Below are 21,887 nucleotides of genomic sequence, written 5' to 3'. Positions count from 1 at the left end.
GGATACAATCAAAAAAGAATGTAACCGATTATGTGTTCTCCCTCAACGGAGATAAGCTGGAAATCGTATGGTTAGACCACTTCCGCCTGCGAGAGCATCTTCACGAACTTCTTGAGGATGTCCTTATCGACTAGTCCGTCGTCGTCCATTATCCGTTTGAGTGCTTCAAACGGAGTGACGGCGTCCTTGCCGGGACGATTGCGCGTGAGGTTGTCGTAGACGTTGCACAGGGAGACGATCTTGGTGTGCAGCGGAACCTCGTCACTGGCGGCGCTGGTAGGGTACCCGGTTCCGTCCGCGCGTTCGTGGTGGAACAGGATGCAGTTGGAGCCGATGGTGGGCAGATTGAAGTTGGCACAAGTGCGCGCACCGATCATGGGATGCAGTTCCAGCAGGGAACGCTCGTCGTCGGTCAGGTCGTCCGGGTTCTTTTCAAGGACAGCCTTGGGCAGGCCGGATTTGCCGATGTCGTGGAGCAGGGCGCCCATGCCACAGGCGCTGAGCTTGTGGTCGTCGTAATCGTATTCCTGCATCAGGCAGACTGTGTAGACCATGGTGCCGAGGCCGTGCTGGTAGTCGTCAAACCCGTTGCCGATGAAGCGGGAAAGGTGCTTGAGGGACTTGGGCGACTGAAGAAAATTGGTAGTGGACTGGATCAGGCGCTCGAAGCGTTTGTAACGTTTGGCGAATGCCGGACCGGGCAGCTTCTTCTCGAAAAGTTCCTGTCCCATGGCCTTGGCCGTGTTGGCCCAGGTCTTTGCGCGCTCGTCCACAGGAATATTCTCGTCGTCGAGAACTTCCGTGATGTTTGCCTTGAGATAGTCGTTGTAGTCTCTCAGGTCTGCGCTTTCGATGTAGAGAGTGGCAGCATTGTCGCCCAGCAGTTCTTCGCGCTTTTCGTTGGTGAACATTCGACCTGCTGCATTGAACAGGACAAAGGTATCCCCACGTCGCAGGAAAAGGTCAAAGGCACCTTTACTGTCTGGACGAAGGACTCTGGGGGAAACGGGAATGTATTCGGACTCTTGTGCTAATGCCATATATGTCTGGTTGCCGATCTCTCGGAAACGTGTGTTTAAATTGCCGCCGGCGAGGGTTTACGAAAGGTAGGAATGGATGTCAACTGGATGCACAAGATGTCACAGAACTACAAACTGCGACGCTCCCCCTAGGAGGCACGGGGGAGCGTCGGCTGAAGGGTATTAAAGGGGTTAGGTTTGACTGCTTAGAGACCGGCCTTGTTAAGGGCCATTCTGACCTTGTCCTTGAGTTCAGTAAGGTCCACGGACTTCACCACATAATAGTCCGCGGCAATGGATTTGAGGTCATGTTGGAAGGAGTCGTAGGCCGTGGAAAGGATAACGGGGATCTGTTGATCCTTGGCCCTGATTTCCTGTAACAGGTCCAGCCCGGAGCGGTTTACACCGAGCTTGATGTCGAGAATTACTATGGTCGGCGTTTCGCGTCCCACCACGTCAAGGATATCTTCCTCTCCGTCTGAGGTGGCAACGTTGTAGCCTTCAGCTTCCAGTTCTTCCCGGTAGAGCATGCGGATGTGTTTTTCGTCGTCCACAACGAGAATCTTCGGTTGGCTCATGGCGTCCTCCTTGGGAATTTGGCCTTACACTACAATAGTGCATATTTCAGTTTTGGGTCAATATGCTTTAGTTTTTTTTGGCAAGATTCTAACCTTCGCCCCGGAAAGCTTTGTGTGGCGCGGTTTCCTTCCCCATGGGTCGGGTTCTTTGCTTGAATTCAACGGGCTTCGCGGGTAGGGTCCGGCCTGCCGTCGGTATTCAACACAGCTGGCGCAAAGGAGAATAAAATATGGTTACTGTCCATCTGGAACCGGACGGAGAAGTCATCGAGCTCGCCAACACCAAAAGCGTGCTCGCCGTCCTGAACAGACTCAAAGTCCGTTCCACCATGGTTATCGTCGCCCGCGATGGCGAATTGCTCACACCGGATCGCAAGCTGCACATGGGTGACACGCTGCTGGTCCGCAAAGTCACGTCCGCAGGCTAGGGAGGATATCTAGCATGAAATGTTCCCGCTGCAAAAAGCTCGCGTGTGTGGCCCTGCCCAGTCATAACGCCGGATTCTGTCCCGAATGCTTCCCGCTCTTCTTCACCCGCCAGGTGGAGACAGCCATTCGCCGTGAAAAGATGTTCACCCTTGATGAGCGCATCCTCGTGGCCCTGTCCGGCGGCAAGGACTCTCTGGCCCTCATGCTGGAGTTGAAGCTTCAGGGGTACAATGTGACCGGCCTGCATATCGATCTGGGTATCCCGGACTCTTCCTGGAAGGCCCGCAAGAAGGTCGAAGACTTCTGCGAAAAGAATGAACTCCAGCTTCAGGTCTTTGAAATGGAGAAGTGGGGTCTGCCCATCTGCGACGTGAAGGAATTTGTGGATCGTCCGGTTTGCGCTGTCTGCGGCAAGCTCAAGCGCCACATTTTCAACAAGGTCGCCCTGGAGGGAGGCTACGACGCCCTTGCTACTGGGCACAACCTCGACGACGAGGTAGCTCGCCTCTTTGCCAACACCCTTCGTTGGGACACCGCCTACCTGTCTGATCAGGGACCGGTGCTGCCCGCCAGCGGTGGTTTTGTGCGTAAGGTCAAGCCGCTCTTCCGTCTGTCCGAGTTCGAGACCGCCAATTACGCCTTCCTCAAAGGCATTGAAATACACTCCGACCCCTGCCCGTACTCCAGCGGCGCCAGTTTCACCAACCACAAGCAGTTGTGGGGTGAGCTGGAATACCGCAGCCCGGGGCAGAAATTCCAGTTCTACAACGGCTTTCTCCAGCGAGGTAAGCAGGCCTTTGCGGCACTGGAAAAAGAAATCGGAGCCGATGTGAAGCCGTGTGAAGAGTGCGGTTCCCCCACCAGTGTGGGGCGCTGCTCCATTTGCCGCATCAAGGAATCCGTGGCCACGAAAAAGGCTGCAGCACAGGCTGGAAAATAGTCGCTATGGCCGCAACCAGGATATCCGTGACCATGCCCTGCTATAATTGTGGGGATACTGTGGGCCGGGCGCTCGACTCCCTGCTGGCACAGACTTGTACGGATTTCGAGGTGGTGGCCGTGGATGACGGCAGCACTGATAATACAGCGGGAGTCCTGGCCGAGTATGCGCGCCGGGACTCCCGTATTAATACCTTCTCCATCGAGCACGGTGGAGTCATCAAGGCGGCCAATGCCGCCATCGGCGCAGCCAAGGGGCAATACATCGCCCGCATGGATGCCGATGACGAAGTTCTGCCGGAGCGACTGGCTGCCCAAGCGCAGTTGTTGGACGAGAATCCGGAGATCGGCCTTGCCGGTTGTCGTATCCGCTTCGGCGGTTGCCGCGAGACCTGTGCCGGGTACGCTCACTATGTGGACTGGACCAACTCTCTGACTACACCCGATGCCATCAGTCTGCATCGGTTCGTGGAGTTCCCTGTTCCCAATCCTTCCATCATGTTCCGTCGCGACTGTCTTGAGCAGCATGGCTCCTATCGAGAAGGGGACTTCCCTGAGGATTACGAGCTCCTCCTGCGTTGGCTGGAGGGCGGTGTGCAGATGGCCAAGGCGGACGAGGAACTCCTCATCTGGAACGATCCTCCGACCCGTCTGTCGCGCAACCATCCCCGTTATGATGTGGATGCTTTCTACCGTATCAAGACGGAGTATCTTGCCCGTTGGCTGGCAGACAACAATCCGCACCATCCCACGGTGCACATCCTTGGTTCGGGCCGCACCACTCGCAAACGGGCCGACCTGCTCCTTGACCACGGCATTGAGTTTGCCGCCTACTATGATGTTGATCCGCGCAAGATTGGCAACATCGTGAACGGGGTGAAGGTCTTTGACCGCGAGGATGTGCCGTCGCCGGAAGACGCCTTCTGCATCCCCTATGTTGCCAGCCGTGGTGCTCGCGAGGAAATCACCGAGTTCCTCGACGAGCGTGGCTACGTGCTGGGCAAACACTATATCCCTGCTGCATAATTATACTGTTGTCAGATTTTCGAGTCGTGGTAGTGTTGTAGAAAGGACGACTGCCATGGACCATATACGCGACATAGTACTCAACAATATCCCCGTGGGCCTGATGATTATCGGCGGAGACGGCAAGATCATCGAGGCCAACCCTGCCTCGTGCGATATTCTTGGCTGTCCGGTGGAGGGTTTTGTGGGCAAGCAGTGGGGAGAGATATTTCTCTCGCAGGAACGCAACCTCGAGTTCACCGAGGTGGTGCTGGATGCCATTCAAAAGGAAACACCCAAGATCGAGCGGGTGACCCCGTACTATGACGACTCCGGCAAGAAGAAGTTTCTGTCGGTCATTTCCTCTGCACAGCGTGAAGGGGGAAAGATTTCAGCTATCGTGGTGCTCATTGAAGATCTGACCGAGCTGCACGACCTGCACGAGCGCGAAAAGAACATTCTGGCCCAGAATCACCGTTTGGCCGAAGAGCGTGCCAACAGCCTGAATCTGTTCGCCCAGTCCGTGGCCCATCAGATTCGCAATCCTATCATGTCGATCGCCGGGTTTGCCCGGTTGCTGGAACGAAGGGCTGATGAAGCTGCGCGTGAGCCGCTGGAGGCCATTCGCGAGGAAGCCTCCAAGTTGGAGACCATGGTACGCGCCGTGGCCGAATACAGCGCCATCCGTGCCGATGCCGCGGCCCCGGTCAATCTGTGGGTTATTATCGAGGAGGCCAAGAACCTTATTGCCAATCATCCGGCAGTGCAGGGGCAGGGCATTGTGTGGAAGACCGATTGTCCTGACATGAATATCACTGTGGACAGGAACCTCATGGCGCAGGCAATTTCAGAGTTGTTGCTCAACAGTGCGGAGTTTGGCGGGCCTGGTACCAGGGTACGCCTTTGCGCCAAGGAATCGGACGGGCAGGTCGTCATATCCGTGAGTGATAATGGGCCGGGGTTTTCGGACACAGGGCTGAAGATGGCCCTTGATCCTTTCTATACCACCAAGACTGTCGGCGCAGGCATGGGGCTGACCCGCGCCAAGCGAATAGTTGTAGAACACAATGGCACTATTACCGTTGACCGCACCGAAGACGGGGGTGGGCTGGTTCGCATCGCAGTGCCTGTGCGCCCCATGAGGATGCGGAATTTCGGTTGACCCTGACCGCTCTCCCATGCTTCATTCACTACTTCCCTAATATGAAAAGAAGATATGGGGCGCAGTTGCCGTTGCCATATTCTCAGGAGAAACACTGACAATGCGCGTTCTCGGCATCGATTTTGGCCTCAAGCGGGTGGGACTGGCTCTTTCCGATCCCACCGGTACGCTGGTGTCGCCCTTTAAAACCATTGAGCGGACTACACGGAACGCCCTCTTTGACGAACTCCTCGATATCATTGTAAAGGAGTCGGTCGATGCCATCGTGGTCGGCCTGCCTCTCGCCCTGGACGGCGACGACACCCTGACCACGCGCCAGGCGCGGAATTTTGCCGAAAGCCTGGAACGCCGCACGGACAAGCCCATTCATCTCATGGATGAGCGGCTTTCCTCGGCTCAGGCCGAAGAAGAACTCAACGCCGCGGGCCTGCGCGGCAAGAAACGAAAGATGGCCCTGGACAGTCAGGCCGCCGTCATCATTCTGCGCTCATGGCTGGAAAGCGAACAATAATTATATCTCTCGTCGTTCTCGTTGCCCTCGCCGGTCTCGGTGTGGGCGGCTACCATTGGCACAAGGCATGGCAGGAAGAACAGTTCCTGACCGTTCCGCCGGAAAAGCCCGGGCGCGATCTCGTGTTCCGTGTGGAGCCGGGGCAGATCTTCACCACCATCGCCAAGAATCTCAAGACTGCCGGTCTCATCACAGACTCCCGCCGCTTCCTGAAGCTGGCGCAGGCATCTGGCAAGACGTCGTCCATCCGCGCCGGTGAATTCATGCTCAATACGGGGTGGATTCCGGGCAAGGTGCTGCATGAGCTCACCACCTCGGCCGGTATCATGAAGAAGGTGGCGGTACGCGAAGGCCTGACATGGTGGCAGACCGCCGACAAGATTCAGGAAGCAGGGCTCGGCACTCGCGAAGTCTTTGCCAAGGCCGTGGCTGATCCCGAATTGCTTGCCAAGTACGGCATTCAGGCCAAGGACGCTGAAGGCTATCTGTTCCCTGAAACCTACATGCTCACTCCGCCTCGGGGCGACCAGTCCGAGTACATGGTAGAGACCATGATCAAGGAGTTCTTCAAGAACGCGGCCAAGGTGTGGCCTGACGGTCTGCCTGAGTGGAAAGAGCTGAACAAGTACGTTGTCCTCGCCTCCCTCGTGGAAAAGGAGACCGGGGACACCAGTGAGCGCAAGCGCATCGCGGGCGTGTTTCACAACCGCCTCAAGCGTCGCATGCTCATCCAGGCCGACCCCACCATCATTTATGGTCTTGGCCCTGCCTTTGACGGCAATATCCGCAAGAAACATCTGCTGGACAAGTCCAACCCGTACAATACGTACACCCATGCCGGGCTGCCTCCGGGCCCCATCTGTTCCCCCGGTCTGGATGCCCTGATGGCAGCTGTTTTCCCCGAGGATCACAAGTTCCTCTACTTTGTGGCCAAGGGTGACGGCTCTCACTATTTCAGCAAGACGCTCTCCGAGCACAATAACGCGGTGCACAAGTATCAGCTACGTCGCAACAAGAAGACCTACCGTTCCACTAAACAGTAATCGGTCGCCAGTTTGCGACAATTCCCGTTTTTCGGTAAAAATGGGGAACATACCTATTGGGGAGGGATATGCCTACGTCGCGTTTCGCCTTAGTTGTCGCTTGCCTGCTCGGCTTTCTTTTCAGCACCATTGCCAGTGCTGATGATGCGCTGGTGGAACGCCGTGCCGCCTTTGATATCGGCTCTGCCGTTATCAAATGCACCGTGGCGGACGTGAATATCGAGACCGGCGAGCTCGTCGATATTGTGGATGAGTTCTTCCGCAAGGTGGACTTTGCCGAAGACATGGCCCGTTCCTATGACGGTAATTTCAGCCGTGATATCATGGACAAGGGCATGACAGCCCTAGAAGAGATCAAGAGCAAGGCGCTGGGCCTGAAGGCTACCCGGTTTGCAGCCGTGGGGGGAGCCTCCTTTGGCGAGGCGCGTAATGGCAAGGCCTACTTCGCCACCATCAAGTCCGAGCTCGGCATCAACGCGCATATTCTTTCCAAGCAGGAGACTGCCGTCATCAGCTACCATTCTGCCCGTCAGGTCAGGGGCGTCCCCGCTCGCAATCTCTTGGTTTGGGATATCGGCGGCGCGAGCCAGCAGATGGTCGCCCGTAATCGCGAGGGCAAGCTGGCCTTCTACATGGATAATCTGGCGTCCGTGTCATTCAAGAATGTGGTCCTTTCAGATATTCAGGGGAAGGACGTCAATACTGTTTCGTCTCCCAATCCCATGACCAATGAACAGGTCCAGCAGGCCCTGAGCTACGTCCGGTCATACGCCAAGCGAAATATCCTGCCGACCATTGCCGACCGCGTATTGCATGGTGAGCTGCTCATCTACGGCATCGGCGGCGTGCATTACTACACTGTTCCCGAGCTTGTCGGAGAGCGGAGTGCGACCTATACCCGCGATGATGTGAGAGGGGCTATTGCGCGATGGACAGGCAAGCCTGACGCGGCATTTGAGTCGGAGTACGCCGCGACACGGCTGACCAATCTCATCCTTGTTCTCGGCTATATGGAAGCCCTGGACATCGATACGGTCACGCCGCTGGAGGTCGATCTGACCGAAGGGCTGCTTGTTATCAGAGAGTTCTGGAACTAGCGGATCGTCGATCCCAGTCTGTCATACCAGTGAGCTCCGCCGATGTTGCCGGGGAAATAAATGTACTTGGCGCGGCCGCGAATCTTGTCGCGTTTGATGGCTCCGATCCAGCGGGAGTCGTAGGAGTGCTCTCGGTTATCGCCCATCATGAAATATTCTTCCGCTTTCATGTGATATGGCCCGAAGTTGGCCTGATTAGGCTCTAATGCATCCCTGATATGCACGGCGTGCGGTTCGTCCAAAGCCTTGCCGTTGATGTAGACCATGTGGTTGCGGATTTCGAGGGTCTCGCCCGGCAGGCCGACTACTCGTTTGACGAAGTGGCGGCCGCTCTTGGGATCATCAAATACGACCACTTCGCCACGCTTGATGATGGCGTTATCATCCAGCATCTGGGCCATGAAATGATCGCCTACCACCAGCGTCGGTATCATGGATTCGGAGGGCACCTTGAAATTCTTGTTGAATCGCTTGGCGAACACCACTTCGACTGCCGTGCCCACAGTGAAGTTGAGCAGCAGTACCAGCGCGTAGACCCACCCCTGGTTCATTCGGGTAAGGCGGTAGTCCTGTCGCTTGCGCGCCGTGAAATATGCTTCAATGGCCACGGCCAGGCTGAATCCGAATAGGGCGGTGAATCCGGCCACCAGCCCTGCAAAGGTATCGGACACCATGTGGACGATCAGTCCCATGACCGTCAATACTGCGTAGAGCAGCAGTCCTTTCTTCAGTTCACCATTGTAAACTTGCCCCAGACCGCCTGTCATGAACGACAGCAGCCCGGCAAGCCATGGTTTTCGTCTTTTTATGGTGCCTTCTTCCATGTTCTCTCCGCGATGTAGCATGCCAGATGAGGGGGCATACTGCCAAGGGGGTAAAGCCCCTTATTTTACAAAGAAAATCGTAAGATATCTCTATTCCCGATAAAAAAGCCCCCGACGATTGTCGGGGGCTTTTGTTGTTCAAATTACGCGGGGACTATGCGCGTCCCTTGCGTTCAACGCCCTTGAGGAGTTGCTTGAGTTCGCGCTTCCACTTCTTACCGCCCACGCACTCGGCGAGGTATTCGGTGGTGTGGATGACGCGGTTGGAGCGCTTCATCTGGAGCATGGACCGCTTGATGCCGACCTTGCAGGACGGGCAGCCGACCACGACAGGGCGGGTCGGATCATGCTCGAGATCGGCACGGAGCTGATCCTGCTTGCGGGCCCGGAGGCGGTTGTAGATGTCAGGCGTGGTGAACGCGCCCAGACCGGATTCGCCGCAGCAGCCGGGGGAGAGTTCCACATCGGTGTGGGTGATCTCCTGCAGTGCGGAGCGGTACATCTCGGCAGCCTTGGCCTTGGGTGCGTCGACCCATTCGGCGTGACAGGCGGAGTGGTAGACAACCGGCTCGGCAGCGCGGATGGCCGGGAAGCGTTCCATGAGGAACTGGACCACATCCTTATGCTCGAGGGGATCAACCAGTTCGCCGGAGAAGTCATAGGTCTCCATGGACTCACGGCAGGTGCCACAGGCGGTCAGCAGCGTGGTGGCCTTGAGGCCAGCCTTACCGGTCTTGACCAGCAGGTCCAGGAACTCCTGCACGTTGCGGTGGCGGTTGGTCTTGTATGCTTCTTCACAGCCAGAGGCCAGGAGCGGGTAGCCGCAACACATGTGATGGTCGGGCAGAACCACGTTCACGCCGGACTTGAGCAGCAGGTATACCGATGCCATGCCGATGGAGCGGGAGAACAGGGAGCCGCCGCAGCCGGGGAAGTAGAGCACGGTTTCGTCGCGAGCCGCGCGGGGGTTCTTGAAGATGGAGCCGCTTTCCAGTTGCAGGGATTCGGACAGGTTCCGGAAATCCACACTGGGGCTGCGGTGCTTGAACATGGGCGAATCAATTCGGGACAGCCACTTGGCGGGCATCATGCCGAGGGTCTTGTCCTGTACGGACTGGCCGATGGAGAGCAGCTTGGCCGTTACAGGTACGCTGCCAGCCGGGTTCTTGGCCAGATTCTTCAGGATGATCTGCTTGAGCGGATGACCTGACTTGCCCTTGGAATCAAGGAAGGAACGCATGGAGAGTGCGGCTCCGGCAGAGTCGATCTTCACGGGGCAGACAGCCTGACACTTGCCGCAGGCGGTGCAGTGATCCATGAGGTCGCGCAGCTCGCCCATGAGCTCGGGTGCGGGCTCACCGGTCTGAATCTGTGAGTAGTAAATGCCTTCGATGAGCGCGCCAAGAGAGATGTTCTTGTTGCGCGGGTGGTACATGAGGCGCTGGGACGGGAAGTACATCGGGCAGACCTGTTTGCACTTGCCGCAGCGGGTGCAGGTCTGGATGTTCTTCAGAAGCGACATGAGCGCTTCCTTGTCCTTCAGCTGGGTTTCGTCGAGGTCCTTGATGAGACGGTTGAAGGAGAAGGTGAACGGCTGGCTCGGCAGCTCGCGCTGGGTGAGCTTGCCGGGGTTGATGACGTTCTTGGGGTCTACATCCTTCTTGTATTCGACAAGAGCCTCGATCTTCTTCTCGTCCAGGAACGCGATCTTGGTGATACCGATGCCGTGCTCGCCGGAAACCTGACCGCCGTGCTCCAGCACCCAGCTCATGACTTCTTCCGCGGCGTGGTGGGCCGAGGCAAGCATTTCAGGGTCGTTGGAGTTGACCGGCAGGTTGACGTGGCAGTTGCCGTCACCAGCGTGCATGTGGTTGGCGATGACAATGCGTTTGGCCTGCATCTCGTGCCACATGGCGTTGATCTCGCGGTCGAGCTTCGGATAGGTGTCGCGCAGTTTCACGAACAGGAAACGGCACTGGGCCTCCTGCTCAACGTCCGAGAAATCCTTGGAAGTGATCTTGCCGGACAGGATATCGTCTACCCGGGAAAGGCCTTCCTTGATATCCTCGTCCTCGTCGTTGACCGGCTCCAGCGCGCGAACCTTGAGCAGGGTGTCGCGGTAGATCTTGGCCAGATAGATGAGGTTCAGGTCTTCGAGGAAGTCGGAGAAATCCGGGATGACGTTCATGGGGATGACGACGTCCTCGTTGATCTTGAAGCCGGAGGTGCGCTTGGAGATGGCGGACAGCTTGTGGCGGTCCTCCCAGAAGAGCTCGGCTTCCTTCTCGTCGCGGGCAGTGAAGATATCCACACCGTCGTAGGGCTGGGCCAGTGCCACGATAGTCTGGCTGGCAGCGTCCAGCGCGTCCATGTCGTCGGAGTCGAGCTGGAGGATGAGCACGGAAATGGGATCGCCCTCGTACTGCTCGGACTTGGTGGAGTACTCGATGGCCTGTACGTATTTCGGACCAAATTCCTCCAGCGCAGAAATCTTAACCAGGTCGCCTTCTTCGCGGATCTTGTCGCGCAGGCCGACAACGTCCTTGATGACGTACATGGCATTGATCATGGAGCGGCCGAAGAATTCGAGACAGAGCACGCGGGAGTGCTTCAGCGTGGGGTAGCAGATGAAGCTGCACTCGGTGATGATGCCGTCCACGCCTTCTTTCTGAACGCCGGGCAGGCCGCCCAGGTATTTGTTGGAGACGTCCTTGCCGAGGTCCTTGCCGCGGATCTCGTCCCCATTGAGGGTGACGGTGTCGATGAGCAGGCTGTGCTCGTTGCGGATCTCGAAGACAGCGGTGTCGGTCTCGTAAATCTTGTGGCGCGGGTGGTCGACGCGAGTCACGGTGATCAGGTCCCCGGTGGGGGTGACCATGCGGTAGCTCAGGATGTTGTCGATGGTGGTGCCGTATTCGAATGCGAATGGGCCACCTGCGTTTTCGGAAATGTTACCGCCCAGCGAAGAGCCAGCCTTGGAGGCCGGGTCCACGGTGAAGAGCAGGTCTTTCTTGGCAGCGGCCTTGATGGCGTCCAGGGTGATGACGCCGGACTGGACCGTGAGGGTGCTGTCCTGCTTGTTGATGTCGATGATCTTCTTGAAGCGGGACAGGGACAGAATCACGGTGCGCTGCTTTGCCGGGATGGCGCCGCCGGTTGCACCGGTGCCGCCGCCGCGGGGGATGACGCCGAAGTCGAGCTCGTTAGCCAGCTTCACGATGCCGCGAATCTGGTCCTCGGTTTCGGGGAAGAGCACGAGCATGGGCAGTTCCATGCGCAGGTCGGTTGCGTCGGTTGCGGTCTCAATGCGGCAGTTGGGCTGATCGCCGATGCCGTCTTCGGGCATGAAGGCCTTGAGACGCTCGATGATGGTGGCGCGCAGTTCCTGTTCAGCGTCGAAGCGTTCCCAGAACAGTTCGATGCCGTTGGTCAGGGTTTTGGCAAACTCCATGTCCAGCAACGGCTTGGACATGTTGAGTCGGCGTTCCACCGAGGTGCGAACCAGTTCAGGGTCGATGAACGGATTGTAGCGCACCAGAAACAGTTCGGCGGCCAGGTTAGAGGCGAGTTTTTTTACGCCATCCGGCCAGTCCTTGTATTGTTCCATGTCAACCACGCCAAGGGCGCGGGTGATCAATTGTTCGTCAGATATAGAAATGTGGGGGCCAAGCTGAGCCATTGTTCTCTCTCCAAAAGGCTTAGGTGAAGAGAAAGGACGTATGTCCTTTTTGTACGATTGGCAAGGGTTGAAAGGGGAGGTTTTATTATAAGGTTCATAACGTATGATGGGATAGAGATGGTGAAGGGGGAGCGTTTAATCAGTATATCAGTTGGTTGTATTTCCTTTTACAAAAATGGGAGCAAGGGAGATGTTCGTTGGTTGGCAGCGGTGCCGACAAGGGAGAACAGTGTGTGCCTGCCTCGATTCTTTTCCGAATTAACCCATATTCTACTCGTAACAGTATTGCCCGGACTGAAATCGGGAGAGCAAGAATGTTATGTCTCTTACCAAAGAGCTGCTCCTTTTGGTTGAGTACTGTGGCTATAGGTGTTGGGATGAGTTGCGGTGGAAAACTTCTCAGGGAGTAGCTCCCATAATCTAGACAACCCCCCCGTCCCCGTTCTAAGAACAGGGGACTATTCCACTGTCAGGTTGCATTTTTACTTTTCCGTCAATCCACCAGAAGGAACCAATATGAGCAATACGACTTTTGCGCCGCTGAAACTGTTCATCACCGGCCCCACCTATATTCGTGACGATGTGAAAGAAGCTGCCAAGCTGCCCGAGTTCGGCCATCGTGATTCTGAAAACGACCTGCGTATGGTCCCGATCTTCAAGCACCTGCGGGCTTTGGCCGGAGCGGGTGACAAGTTCCATCCCGCGCTGCTGCTGGGGTCCGGCTCCACTTCCATGGAAGCCTCTGTCCGCTCCCTGGTGGCTGAAGACGAGACTATTCTCAACGTGTCTGTGGGTGCATTCGGCGACATGTACTACAACATCGCCGCTTCCAACGGTAAAAAGGCCGAGAACCTCAAGTTCGATTACGGTCAGCCCATCGACATGAACGTGCTGGAGGACAAACTCAAGTCCCTCAAGCCCAACGTGGTCTCCTTCACCCACAACGAAACTTCCACTGGTGTGGTTCACGACATCAAGGCTGTCTGTGCTCTGATTCGCCAGTACGGCGCCATGCCGCTGGTGGACGGTGTTTCCATCTTCGGTGGCGCAGAACTGGATCTGGAAAATTCCGGTGCAGCCATTTACTGCACGGCCACCCAGAAGGCGTTGGCCCTGTCCGCTGGATTCGGCGTCGCCTTTATCTCTGAGGAAGCCGAAGAAAAGGCCAAGACCGTGACCAACAAAGGGCATCACCATGACCTCGTCAAGCACATGGACAAGGCGCGCAAGCATCAGACCCTGACCACGCCCAACTGCACGCTCATCAACCAGATGTATTTCCAACTCGAGCGCATCGTGAACGAAGAGGGCATCGAGAACCGTTTTGCCCGTCATATCGAGATGCGCGGCATGGTCGAGAAGTGGGTGGAAGGCATTGACGGCTTCGACATGTTCGTGCCCGAAGGTTACCGTTCGCCGACCCTGTCCACCGTCGTCTGCCCCGAGGGCGTGACCGTGGCCCAACTCAAGCAGGGCGTAAAGGAAGCGCTGCGCGAAGAAGGCTATCTCATGGATCCGGGCTACGGTAAGCTCAACGCCGCCATGGAAGCAGAAGGCAGTCGACTGATCTTCCGCGTAGGCCACATGGGTGACATCACTCCGGACATGCTGGGCGAATACCTGGGCAAGCTCGAGGTGGAACTGAAGAAATTGTAATCACAGACCGGCGCGGCCGCGCCATGGGGGTAAAGTATGAGAGTCCTTGCGAACGATGGTTTGGTTGAGGACGCGCAGAAATACCTGCGGAAACAGGGCTTCACGGTGGAGACGGAAAAGCGTGACGAGGCTGATCTCATGAGCGAGATCGGTCAGTTCGACGCCCTGTTGGTGCGGTCGGCCACCAAGGTGACCCGCGGACTGCTCGAAGCAGGCGTGCGGGGTGGCGGCAAGCTCAAGATAGTGGGCCGCGGCGGTGTGGGAACCGATAATATCGATCTCGATGCGGCCAAGGAATTGGGCGTTATCGTCAAATTTGCCCCCAATGGAAATACCAATGCCACGGCCGAGCATGCCCTTGGTTTGATGTTCGGCATTGCCCGGCGTGTGCCGCTGGCGCATCGGGTGCTCATGGACGGCACATGGCACAAGAAGCGGTTCAGGGGGGTTGAGCTGTTTGGCAAGACACTCGGCATCATCGGGTGCGGCCGCATCGGTCAGGCCCTGGCAGCCAAGGCCGGTGCCCTCGGCATGAAGGTCATCGGCTATGACCCCTATCACTCTTTGGATGCTCCGTTGGAGTATGTGGACTCCATTCCGGAACTGCTGAAAAAATCCGACTTTGTCAGCCTGCATTGCGGCGGTACCGAGACCGTCATCGGCGCGGAAGAATTGCGCCAGATGAAGGATACCGCCTATCTCGTCAATGCTTCCCGTGGCAAAAACGTGTCCGAGGACGCCCTGTACGAAGCCCTCAAGACGGGCGAGATCGCAGGCGCGGCGCTGGACTGCTTCGAGACCGAGCCCAAACGCGAGGGCATGACGTTCGACAACAAGTTGCAGGAGTTGGACAACATCGTCATGTCTGCACATCTGGGGGCGTCCACCGGGAATGCTGGCGTGCGTACGGGCATGGAGATTGCCGAAGTGGTTGCGGGATACCTGCTGCGTGGCGAGTATTCCAACTCCGTGAACGTAGGGCAGACCGTGGAAGATGAAGGTGCCGACGTATTCACTATCTTCATCACCCACGAAGACAAGCCCGGCATGTTCGGTAAATTCGGCACTGCGCTGGGCGAGATGGGTGTGAACATTCGCGAAAACAATTCTCGCAAACTGGGTGAACAGGTGCAGACCGTGTACGTGGTCCACTCTCGGCCCGATGATGCGGTCCGCGATACCTTGGCGGCCATCGAAGGCGTCACCCGCGTTTCCATTTAACGCATGTTTTTATCAGTGTTGCAGAGGCTCGGCGTGAAAACGTCGAGCCTCTAGCTTTTGGTGCGGTTATATACTCAATAAAATAATTGATAAGATTCGATATTTGGAGAGTATATAACAAGCAAAGTAAGCTCAATGTGGAGGCGGTATGTTCAAAAATTTATCTCTCAAAACCAAGCTGGTGCTAGGGTTCGGCGTGGTGTTGGCCCTGATGCTCGTGGTCATGGGGATCTATCAGTTCGCGCTCAGTAGTACCCTTGGCGAATACAAGTCCCTGTTGGAATCCGAAGAAGCGATCAAGGGACATGCCATGTGGGCAGAGGAAGCCATGCTCCAGTGTCGGAGAAATGAGAAGGACTTCCTCCTTCGCAAGGATATGAAGTACATGGGCACTTTCTCTGCCAACCTGGACAAGGTTGTGGAGCATGCCAACGCAATTATCCCGATTGCCGAGAAGGTCGGTGCCGGCAATCTTGCAGGCGAAGCCCGCTCCATCAAGGCTGCTGCGGAAACATATCGTGGCGCGTTTGCCGCCATGGTTGCCGCATGGGAACGGCGTGGCTTGGATCACGAATCCGGCCTGCAGGGTGCATTTAGAAAAGTAGTCAATGAAGCGGAAAAGGCCTTTGCAAAGCATCAGGTGGAAGATCTGTATCTCGACCTGCTGCTCATGCGTCGTTGGGAAAAGGATTACGTTCGCACCGGCAGTCAAAAATATCTGGAACGCATGAAGGCGACACAGGCGGCATTTCAGGCCAAATTGGATAGCCGTGGCGATCTGACCGGAGAAATGGCTCAGGTCCAGCAGGCTTTCAGTGAATATGCCAGCGCCTTTAATCGATACGCCGTCAGCCTCTCCGCAGGCGACTATGAAAATGTGCGCGATGCTTCCCAAGAAATGGAGATCCCACTCAAGCGCCTCTTTGTTCCTGATGTAAAGGGCTTGCTCCTCACCGTCCGTCGGGCCGAAAAGGATTACCTTCTTCGCGGCCTGGAAAAGTATGTAAAGAAGACCCACGCCAGCGTGGACTCTCTCGCTAATGCCTTCAAGAATTCCGGCGCGGCTCCCGAGTATGTAGAGGCTGCCGTTGCCATCGGTGATGCATATCTTAAGTCCTTCAATGCCCTTGTGGCCGAGGATCATGAAATCGAATCGACCATCGCGGCCATGCGAAGCGCGGTGCATGCCATTGAACCCATGGTGGAGAATATCGCTGCTCATGCCGACGAGTTGGCCGAACTCAAGGAAGAAGCGACCCAGTCCGATGGAGAGACGTTTGGCATGACTGCCGTAATCGTCGGATTGAGTGCCATTGTTATTGGTCTCATCTGTGCCTTTGTGATTGGTGTCAGCATCCTTCGGCAGCTTGGCTGTGATCCCAAGGAACTCATCAAGGCCACAGTCGAGATCGCCAGCGGTAATCTCGGTGTTAAGTTCACGGGCAACCCCGATCCGGATTCGGTGTATGGGGCCATGCGCGTTATGGTTGAGAAATTGTGCGCCATCCTGATGGAAGTTGCCTCTTCATCCTCCAACGTCGCCGCTGGGGCCGAAGAACTGTCGGCCACGTCAGAGACTGTCGCCGAAGGTGCTTCTCAACAGGCTGCCGGAGTAGAGGAACTCTCCTCCAGCGTGGAAGAGATGGTTTCGTCCATCAGTCAAAACTCGGAGAACGCGTCAGAAACGGAACGGATATCTGAAGTGGCGAGCCGTGACGCGGACGAAGGTGGAAAGGCGGTCAAGGAGACCGTTGAGGCCATGCAGGCCATTGCGGAGAAAATCTCCATCGTCGAAGAGATTGCTCGTCAGACCAATCTGTTGGCACTCAACGCTGCCATTGAGGCCGCTCGTGCGGGTGAGCAGGGCAAGGGCTTTGCCGTTGTCGCTGCCGAAGTACGCAAGCTTGCCGAACGAAGTGGGCAGGCTGCGGCTGAGATCAGTGAATTGTCCGTGAACAGCGTTGCTGTCGCTGAACGTGCCGGAAGCATGCTCGAGAAGATGGTTCCGGATATCCAGAAGACCTCGCAGCTGATTCAGGAAATCAGTTCGGCATCTCAGGAACAGTCTCAGGGCGTCACTCAGATCAACCGGGGCATCAGCGATCTGGATCTCGTCATTCAGCAGAATGCAAGTGCGTCTGAGGAACTGGCATCCACTGCGGAGGAGTTGTCTGGTCAGGCAGTGCAGCTGCAGGAGTCCATCAGCTTCTTTGATATCAGCAGGTGTAAGGCTCCTCAAAAGACCTCACCACGAGCGCTTCCCGAGGGCGGTCAGGGAGATCAGGACCTGACCCGGCACTAACTGATAAATGTTGATGTAATGGAAAAAGCCCGGCCAATTGGCCGGGCTTTTTTATGGTCGATGTTGTTTCGTCGTTACTTGCGTACCAGCAGCCAGATGACGTGCACCAGACCGGGGAAGTAACCGCACAGGGTCAGGATGAGGTTGATCCAGAACTGGAGACCGAGACCGACCTTGAGAAATGCGCCGATGGGCGGGATGATGACGGAAATGATGATGCGAAGTAGTTCCATGGTAACTCCTTGAATGCTGCGGATAAATGGTTGCTGGTATTGTTACCCTGTTTTGCCCTGCGGAGCAAACGCATGGACAACAATCAATGAAACATCTTTCGCAATTCCGGGGTGAGCAGGAGGACGATTCTATCCCATGGGATGGTTACGACCTGCTGGCCAGCAGCGTATGGCCCCACCTGATAGGGGGCGAAGAAAAAGACTACGCCTTCGTTGGTGAGAATGCAGTCCTCGTAATTTTTTTCTGTTGGTTCGGTGCCGCCAAGCATCATGTCCTCCACGAACATATCCGTCATGGAAGCACGCAGCACGTCGCGTACCATGGGCGCGATGGCATCAAGAGCGGCCTCGTGGTTTGCGAAGATGTCTGACAAACCGAGCGTTTCGCCATTCGCCAGATCGAATACCCATGTGAGCGGCCAGTTGTTGGGGTGCGCGCCCCCCGTATAGACCATGACTTGCATTTGTACGGAAGCGATGCGGCCTCCTGCAGCAGACCAGACATTGAAGTCCGTCATCATCTCATGGGTGCGTGGATATTCGGACAGATCGTGCTCAGGAAATTCCATTTTGAAAGCGGCAAGGTCGCCTGTGATCCGGTCACGAATGATTCGGGTAGCAGTAGCAGAGCACATGGTCGGGTATTTTACATCAATGGAGTACCCTGCGGTCTTTTCCTTGATCTGCGTTGCGCCCAGCACTGGAGGGGCGCAGTAGGTGACAGGGGATTCCTGCGCCATGATTGGGCAGGCAAAGAGCAGGACCGCGAGAATCGACAGGGCGAACCGCATGGCTCCTCCTTTCGTTGTGGGTATTGCTTATTGTTCGAGCAGCAACTTCCGCTGCCCCCATGCAGCCTGTCCCAGTGAGATGCAGGCGTCGTTGGGTGGCACGTTCTGGTGCGTCAGCGGGATCAGGCCGATGGCTTCCAGCGATTTGGGCAGCTCCGTGGCGAGAGTCAGATTCTGCATGACGCCGCCGGACAGCGCCACGTGGTGGATATCCAGCACCATGGAGAAAGAGTAGGCCATTTCAGTCAGCCCGGCAATGAGGCCGAGGTGAAAACGGCGTGCGATGACCGGTACCGGAACTCCTGCATCGAGGTCAGCGATGACCGCGCGGATCAGCTCGTGGGTGTTCAGGGCGACAGGGTCGTCAGACATGAGCGGGCAGGGATAGGTGCCGGTCTCAGTCATGTCCTGAATCTTTTCCAGCCTGATGGCGGCCTGACCTTCGTAGGAGATGGTGTTGGCGAGTCCGCACAGTGCGGCCACAGCGTCAAACAGTCTCCCGCAACTGGAGGTGCGGGGCGAGTTGATGTCCTTTTCCAGCAATTGCGGCAGGAACTTCGATTCCTGAGCAAAGTCGTCGAGCCACGGCCAGCGGTAGGCGCCGGGTTCCTTGATGCCGATTTCCCACAGGGCGGCCTGTGCGATGCGCCACGGTTCCTTCACCGCGGTCTCGCCGCCGGGCAGCCGGATGTGAGCGAAATGGGCCAGGCGCTGGTGTTCCAATTCTTCGGGTATGACCATGAGACATTCTCCGCCCCAAATAGTGCCGTCTTCGCCAAGTCCAGTACCGTCCAGCGCGAGTCCTATGACCGGTTCCGTGAAGCGGTTGTCAGCCAGCACGGAGTGGATATGAGCGTAGTGGTGTTGGAGCGTTTCAACGGGAATGCCGCGCTCCTTGCCAAGCGTGTCCGCCCACTCGCTGGTCATGTAGTCCGGATGCAGGTCACGCACGATGAGTTCGGGCTGCACCTGAAGGATGTCTTCCAGATGGGCATGGATTTCACGGTAGAATTCCATGGTCTCCAGATTGGAGAGGTTGCCTATGTGCTGACTCGGGAACGCCTGATCGCCTTTGGTCAGGGTCATGGTGCATTTGAGCTCCGGTCCTGTGCCGAGCACTGTCGGCCCGGACTCAGGCAGGAAAACAGGAGATGGGGCAAAGCCGCGCGCCCGGCGCATGAGAATGGGGGCGCCCGTCTCTGGATTGGTGCGCACCACCGAGTCATCCGTGCGAATGAGAATGTCCCGGTTGTGGTAGAGAAATATGTCGGCGATTTCGGTCAGACGGCTGAACGCTTCACGATTGCCCAGTGCAATGGGTTCGGATGACAGGTTGCCCGAGGTCATGACCAATGCGGGAAGAGCGTCGGAGCCATTGTCTGCCTGGGCTTCGGCAAAGTCACCGAGAAGAATGTGGTGCAGCGGCGTGTACGGCAACATCAACCCGATGAAGTTTGTATCTGGGGCAACATGTTCGGAGAGCGGGTAGCCTTCTGCCTTGGCGGCCAGCACAATGGGCCGTTGCAGTCCGGTCAGCCACTCCTCTTCAGCGGGAGAAATGTCTGCCAGCATTCGGGCGGCTTCCATGTCCGGCACCATGATGGCGAGGGGCTTGTCCGGGCGATGCTTGCGGCGGCGCAATTCTGTCACGGCCTTGTCAGAGGTGGCGTCGCATACCAGATGATAGCCGCCCAGTCCCTTGACCGCAGCAATCTTACCTTCAGCCAATTCACAGGCCAGTCTGCGAATGGATTCGTCACCCTGCGCGATCATGACGCTTGCGTTATCCGTGAGCCACACCTTGGGGCCGCATCGAACACAGGCGTTGGGCTGAGCGTGGAAGCGTCTGTCCAGTGGGTCTTCGTACTCGGTCTGGCAGTCCGGACAGAGCTTGAAGCAAGCCATGGAGGTCTTGGGGCGGTCATAGGGAATGGATCGCGTGATGGTGTAGCGAGGCCCGCAGTTGGTGCAGTTGGTGAAGGGATAGCGGTACCGGGGGTTCTCCGGGTCGCTGATGTCTGCCATACAGTCGGGGCAGGTGGCGACGTCCGCGCTGATGAGTACGGAGTGGCCTTCGCCGCCCGTGGATTTGAGGATGATGAACTCCTCTTCACCGTCCACCGGGGGCATGTCTTCCATGTCAAAGGTAACGACCTTTGCCAGCGGCGGCAGCTTCTCTGCCAGGTCCTCAGCGAATTGGCTGACTTGTTCTGCGCTGCCTTGTGCTTCGATGATGACGCCCTCGCTGGAATTGTTCACCGATCCGGTGATCGCGTTGTCCAAGGCGATGCGATAGACAAAGGGCCTGAAACCCACGCCCTGGACCTGTCCGGTGATGATGAAGCGATGGCGCAATAGAGACATGACTGCTTCATACCGCTCACCAGCAATGAGCGCAAGGAGGAAGCCTTATTTTGTAAAATGTTTCAAGAGGCTGCGCATCCGGCCCTTGATGATGCGCTTCAGGTGGAAGTCCAGCGGACGTTCGGGGGAGAGCTCAAACCCCTTGGCGCTGAACAGGTCCGGCTTCTCAAGCGGGTACTCCAGCTCTGACGGATCAGCACCGTCCATGTGGCGCGACAGGGCTTCCTGCCACAGGGGAAGCTGTTGCGGCTGCAAGCCCAGAATGGAGTATGCAGCCGTATCCAATCCCACGCCGCTAGGGGATGCGGCCAGCAGACCTAGTTCAAACGGCTCGCCGTTGATGGGGCCGTCCTTGTGCAGGGGATGGATGGCATCCATAAGATGATGCGTCTGAGGAAGGGCCTCGTACACATCCATGAGCATTGACTGGAACAGGTCATAGCTATGCCCGATTTGGTTATGCGCCAGCGCCTTGCGGAAGCCCACCACGCAGCCGAACATGTTCTTCACCGAGCCGGAGATGGTCATCTGGCAATGAACCTTGAGCTTCGGGATGTTCAGGATGAGGTCCGATTCCATGGCGTCGGCAGACAGGCCAATGGAGCCGCCTTTGCGCAAGGTAAGCGGCGTGGCTCGTTTCAGGCTCTGCACCTTGAGGCCGAGAGATGCCATGGCCTCGCCAAGACCGGAGCGTTTCGCCACATGGGAGGCTGGGCCGTAGGCGGGGGAGTCGGCCACGGTGATGACTGCGCCGCAGTCCCGGAGGTAGGCGCAGGCAGCCCGTACCACTAACGGGTTGGTGGAGCAGTGACGGGCGTTGGACGGCGAGACAAGGTTGGGCTTGACCAGCACGCGCTGTCCCGGTGACGGCTTGAAACCGGACTCCTCCAGTATCAGGGCCGTGGCCGAGTCGAGCATGGTGGACTCGTATTCCAGAATACGGGCAATGGCGACTTTGATGGACATACCGTTTTCTATCCTACAATCGTCCGTATTTTCAAGGCGAAAGGCTTGCCATTGCTGTGACGAAGGAG

Annotated in this window: 18 protein-coding genes; 10 read left to right on the top strand and 8 right to left on the bottom strand. The window is 57.0% G+C overall.

The genetic code is table 11. From position 1 onward, the window contains the following. Positions 1-71: 71 nt before the first annotated feature. Positions 72-1,040: an HD domain-containing phosphohydrolase gene (locus HFN16_RS01105; protein ID WP_168888945.1), complete on the bottom strand. Its 969-nt coding sequence runs from the start codon at positions 1,038-1,040 to the stop codon at positions 72-74. 185 nt (positions 1,041-1,225) lie between these two features. After that, complete coding sequence (locus tag HFN16_RS01100; RefSeq protein ID WP_168888944.1) at positions 1,226-1,597, bottom strand: response regulator; 372 nt, start codon at positions 1,595-1,597, stop codon at positions 1,226-1,228. A 230-nt stretch (positions 1,598-1,827) separates the two neighbouring features. On the opposite strand from HFN16_RS01100, the gene HFN16_RS01095 reads away from it, so the two are divergent. The 7 genes from HFN16_RS01095 to HFN16_RS01065 all read left to right on the top strand — a co-directional run bounded on the left by HFN16_RS01095 (position 1,828) and on the right by HFN16_RS01065 (position 7,783). Further along, positions 1,828-2,025 (top strand): hypothetical protein, encoded by a 198-nt coding sequence (locus HFN16_RS01095; protein WP_168888943.1) that lies wholly within the window; start codon positions 1,828-1,830, stop codon positions 2,023-2,025. Between the two features lie 14 nt (positions 2,026-2,039). After that, positions 2,040-2,966, top strand: coding sequence for an ATP-binding protein (locus HFN16_RS01090; RefSeq protein ID WP_168888942.1), 927 nt, complete (start codon positions 2,040-2,042; stop codon positions 2,964-2,966). A 5-nt stretch (positions 2,967-2,971) separates the two neighbouring features. Continuing rightward, a complete protein-coding gene (locus tag HFN16_RS01085) occupies positions 2,972-3,991 on the top strand; it encodes a glycosyltransferase family A protein (RefSeq protein WP_168888941.1) in 1,020 nt (339 codons plus the stop codon). Between the two features lie 55 nt (positions 3,992-4,046). Continuing rightward, a complete protein-coding gene (locus HFN16_RS01080; protein WP_168888940.1) occupies positions 4,047-5,132 on the top strand; it encodes an ATP-binding protein in 1,086 nt (361 codons plus the stop codon). A gap of 100 nt (positions 5,133-5,232) precedes the next feature. After that, positions 5,233-5,643 carry a Holliday junction resolvase RuvX gene (gene ruvX / locus HFN16_RS01075; protein WP_168888939.1) on the top strand — a complete coding sequence of 137 codons (411 nt, stop codon included), beginning with the start codon at positions 5,233-5,235 and terminating at the stop codon, positions 5,641-5,643. Then, positions 5,622-6,686, top strand: coding sequence for an endolytic transglycosylase MltG (mltG, locus tag HFN16_RS01070; protein ID WP_168888938.1), 1,065 nt, complete (start codon positions 5,622-5,624; stop codon positions 6,684-6,686). Before ruvX ends, mltG begins: the two co-directional genes overlap by 22 nt. 68 nt (positions 6,687-6,754) lie before the next feature. After that, on the top strand, positions 6,755-7,783 hold the full coding sequence (locus HFN16_RS01065; protein WP_168888937.1) for a hypothetical protein: 1,029 nt from the start codon (positions 6,755-6,757) through the stop codon (positions 7,781-7,783). Here HFN16_RS01065 and lepB read toward each other — a convergent pair. Both lepB and HFN16_RS01055 read right to left on the bottom strand, forming a co-directional pair. Further along, positions 7,780-8,607, bottom strand: a complete 828-nt coding sequence (gene lepB / locus HFN16_RS01060; protein WP_247648397.1) for a signal peptidase I — start codon at positions 8,605-8,607, stop codon at positions 7,780-7,782. The two genes, HFN16_RS01065 and lepB, sit on opposite strands and share 4 nt — an antisense overlap. Positions 8,608-8,761: 154 nt before the next feature. Further along, on the bottom strand, positions 8,762-12,286 hold the full coding sequence (locus HFN16_RS01055; RefSeq protein WP_168888936.1) for an FAD-binding and (Fe-S)-binding domain-containing protein: 3,525 nt from the start codon (positions 12,284-12,286) through the stop codon (positions 8,762-8,764). A gap of 516 nt (positions 12,287-12,802) precedes the next feature. Here HFN16_RS01055 and HFN16_RS01050 point away from each other — a divergent pair. From HFN16_RS01050 to HFN16_RS01040, 3 genes are all read left to right on the top strand, one after another. Next, positions 12,803-13,942 carry an aminotransferase class V-fold PLP-dependent enzyme gene (locus HFN16_RS01050; RefSeq protein ID WP_168888935.1) on the top strand — a complete coding sequence of 380 codons (1,140 nt, stop codon included), beginning with the start codon at positions 12,803-12,805 and terminating at the stop codon, positions 13,940-13,942. A gap of 36 nt (positions 13,943-13,978) precedes the next feature. Continuing rightward, a complete protein-coding gene (locus tag HFN16_RS01045; RefSeq protein WP_168888934.1) occupies positions 13,979-15,163 on the top strand; it encodes an NAD(P)-dependent oxidoreductase in 1,185 nt (394 codons plus the stop codon). Positions 15,164-15,311: 148 nt separating this feature from the next. Next, entirely contained in the window at positions 15,312-17,465 is a 2,154-nt protein-coding gene (locus HFN16_RS01040; RefSeq protein WP_247648396.1) for a methyl-accepting chemotaxis protein, read from the top strand. Between the two features lie 74 nt (positions 17,466-17,539). Here HFN16_RS01040 and HFN16_RS01035 read toward each other — a convergent pair whose 3' ends face one another. The 4 genes from HFN16_RS01035 to HFN16_RS01020 form a co-directional block, all read right to left on the bottom strand. After that, on the bottom strand, positions 17,540-17,698 hold the full coding sequence (locus HFN16_RS01035; protein ID WP_168888933.1) for a YqaE/Pmp3 family membrane protein: 159 nt from the start codon (positions 17,696-17,698) through the stop codon (positions 17,540-17,542). Positions 17,699-17,781: 83 nt separating this feature from the next. Further along, the gene (locus HFN16_RS01030) at positions 17,782-18,489 is read right to left on the bottom strand and encodes a DUF3298 and DUF4163 domain-containing protein (protein WP_168888932.1); all 708 of its coding nucleotides are present in this window, start codon (positions 18,487-18,489) and stop codon (positions 17,782-17,784) included. 27 nt (positions 18,490-18,516) lie between these two features. Further along, a complete protein-coding gene (hypF, locus tag HFN16_RS01025) occupies positions 18,517-20,853 on the bottom strand; it encodes a carbamoyltransferase HypF (protein ID WP_168888931.1) in 2,337 nt (778 codons plus the stop codon). Positions 20,854-20,898: 45 nt separating this feature from the next. Continuing rightward, positions 20,899-21,819 carry a DUF362 domain-containing protein gene (locus HFN16_RS01020; RefSeq protein WP_168888930.1) on the bottom strand — a complete coding sequence of 307 codons (921 nt, stop codon included), beginning with the start codon at positions 21,817-21,819 and terminating at the stop codon, positions 20,899-20,901. Positions 21,820-21,887 lie beyond the last annotated feature (68 nt).

The organism is Pseudodesulfovibrio sp. zrk46, from assembly GCF_012516435.1.
Classification (GTDB): domain Bacteria; phylum Desulfobacterota; class Desulfovibrionia; order Desulfovibrionales; family Desulfovibrionaceae; genus Pseudodesulfovibrio.
Note: the sequence above shows the minus strand (reverse complement) of the source record. Positions and strands in the feature narration are given on the sequence as shown.

What these genes read in the sequence shown, in the direction of transcription:
- HFN16_RS01105 (WP_168888945.1), bottom strand. Translation starts at nt 1,040, where the DNA reads ATGGCATTAGCACAAGAGTCCGAATACATTCCCGTTTCCCCCAGAGTC.
- HFN16_RS01100 (WP_168888944.1), bottom strand. Translation starts at nt 1,597, where the DNA reads ATGAGCCAACCGAAGATTCTCGTTGTGGACGACGAAAAACACATCCGC.
- HFN16_RS01095 (WP_168888943.1), top strand. Translation starts at nt 1,828, where the DNA reads ATGGTTACTGTCCATCTGGAACCGGACGGAGAAGTCATCGAGCTCGCC.
- HFN16_RS01090 (WP_168888942.1), top strand. Translation starts at nt 2,040, where the DNA reads ATGAAATGTTCCCGCTGCAAAAAGCTCGCGTGTGTGGCCCTGCCCAGT.
- HFN16_RS01085 (WP_168888941.1), top strand. Translation starts at nt 2,972, where the DNA reads ATGGCCGCAACCAGGATATCCGTGACCATGCCCTGCTATAATTGTGGG.
- HFN16_RS01080 (WP_168888940.1), top strand. Translation starts at nt 4,047, where the DNA reads ATGGACCATATACGCGACATAGTACTCAACAATATCCCCGTGGGCCTG.
- ruvX (WP_168888939.1), top strand. Translation starts at nt 5,233, where the DNA reads ATGCGCGTTCTCGGCATCGATTTTGGCCTCAAGCGGGTGGGACTGGCT.
- mltG (WP_168888938.1), top strand. Translation starts at nt 5,622, where the DNA reads ATGGCTGGAAAGCGAACAATAATTATATCTCTCGTCGTTCTCGTTGCC.
- HFN16_RS01065 (WP_168888937.1), top strand. Translation starts at nt 6,755, where the DNA reads ATGCCTACGTCGCGTTTCGCCTTAGTTGTCGCTTGCCTGCTCGGCTTT.
- lepB (WP_247648397.1), bottom strand. Translation starts at nt 8,607, where the DNA reads ATGGAAGAAGGCACCATAAAAAGACGAAAACCATGGCTTGCCGGGCTG.
- HFN16_RS01055 (WP_168888936.1), bottom strand. Translation starts at nt 12,286, where the DNA reads ATGGCTCAGCTTGGCCCCCACATTTCTATATCTGACGAACAATTGATC.
- HFN16_RS01050 (WP_168888935.1), top strand. Translation starts at nt 12,803, where the DNA reads ATGAGCAATACGACTTTTGCGCCGCTGAAACTGTTCATCACCGGCCCC.
- HFN16_RS01045 (WP_168888934.1), top strand. Translation starts at nt 13,979, where the DNA reads ATGAGAGTCCTTGCGAACGATGGTTTGGTTGAGGACGCGCAGAAATAC.
- HFN16_RS01040 (WP_247648396.1), top strand. Translation starts at nt 15,312, where the DNA reads ATGTTCAAAAATTTATCTCTCAAAACCAAGCTGGTGCTAGGGTTCGGC.
- HFN16_RS01035 (WP_168888933.1), bottom strand. Translation starts at nt 17,698, where the DNA reads ATGGAACTACTTCGCATCATCATTTCCGTCATCATCCCGCCCATCGGC.
- HFN16_RS01030 (WP_168888932.1), bottom strand. Translation starts at nt 18,489, where the DNA reads ATGCGGTTCGCCCTGTCGATTCTCGCGGTCCTGCTCTTTGCCTGCCCA.
- hypF (WP_168888931.1), bottom strand. Translation starts at nt 20,853, where the DNA reads ATGTCTCTATTGCGCCATCGCTTCATCATCACCGGACAGGTCCAGGGC.
- HFN16_RS01020 (WP_168888930.1), bottom strand. Translation starts at nt 21,819, where the DNA reads ATGTCCATCAAAGTCGCCATTGCCCGTATTCTGGAATACGAGTCCACC.